This window comes from Vibrio sp. Vb0304 (genome assembly GCF_033338995.1).
Lineage (GTDB): Bacteria > Pseudomonadota > Gammaproteobacteria > Enterobacterales > Vibrionaceae > Vibrio > Vibrio alginolyticus.
The window spans coordinates 1-1,120 of the sequence record NZ_JAWOTT010000291.1; the positions used below are offsets into that span (position 1 = coordinate 1).

Genomic DNA, 1,120 nt, shown 5'->3' on the forward strand with positions numbered 1-1,120 from the left:
ATCTTAAGCCGCAACACGACTGACGGTCTATGTTCGATCATTAATGGTCTGCATTTCGAGCCGGGAGACGTGATTCTTACTACACACCACGAACACATTGCAGCGACATCTCCGCTGAATGTTGTAAAACACCGCTTTGGTGTAGAAGTTGTGGAAATTCAGTTACCAGTGTTTACAGGTACTGAAGACGTTTCTGAAGAAGACTACATTCAAGCATTCCGTGACGCTATTGAAGCGCACCACAATGTTCGCCTGATTGTGTTCTCTCACATCACATACAAACCCGGTACTGCGCTGCCAGCAAAGGCAATTTGTTCTCTTGCAAAAGAGCACCAAATTCCAACGTTAGTGGATGGTGCTCACACGGTGGGTATGTTCGATCTTGACCTACATGATCTGGATTGTGATTTCTACTCTGGTTCTGGACATAAATGGCAGTGTGGCCCGGGCGCAACAGGCATTTTATACGTGCGCGACAACGGTAATCGTTTGAACGAATACTGGAGCGACCGTGAAAATCCATTGTGGTTGATAAACTCGTCGCTTTCTCATGCGGATTACTTAGGTAAGCAAATCCAAATGCAGTACATTGGTAACGATAACTACCCAGCTAAACAAGCTCTGGCTGATAGCTGTAAAATGTGGGATGAGATTGGTCGTGACCGAATCCAAGACCGCATTCTAACGTTGAGTGACCAATGTAAAACCTCACTCCAAGACGTGCTGCCACATGCGAAAATGTTCTCGCCAAATGTGGAAGGGCTGACGAGTGGATTAACGACGTTCAACCCATTTTATGATGTGACGAACGAAGAAATCCTGACTGAGTTCCGTGACCGTCTGCGTGAAGAATATGGCTACATCATCCGTACAACGAACTTCAAGCTGTACAAAGACGATGGACACGACACGTACGCGCTTCGTATCTCTACACACTTGTTCCATGATGAGCGAGATGTAGAAGGATTGGTCGAAGCGATTGCTGATCTGTACTACTCGTTCTAACGTCGTTGTTTATCACTCAAGCGCCCATTTATGGGCGCTTTGTTGAAGGGAAGGATATACACAATGTCAGTCAAAACACTTAAACGAACCATCACTGCAGTGGCGATTTTGGCCG

Annotated in this window: 1 protein-coding gene; it reads left to right on the forward strand. The window is 46.2% G+C overall.

The window, feature by feature from the left end; all coding sequences use genetic code 11:
• Positions 1 to 1,005: aminotransferase class V-fold PLP-dependent enzyme (locus tag R7P35_RS25725; RefSeq protein WP_318093272.1), on the forward strand; the 1,005-nt coding region annotated here is incomplete at its 5' end.
• Positions 1,006 to 1,120 lie beyond the last annotated feature (115 nt).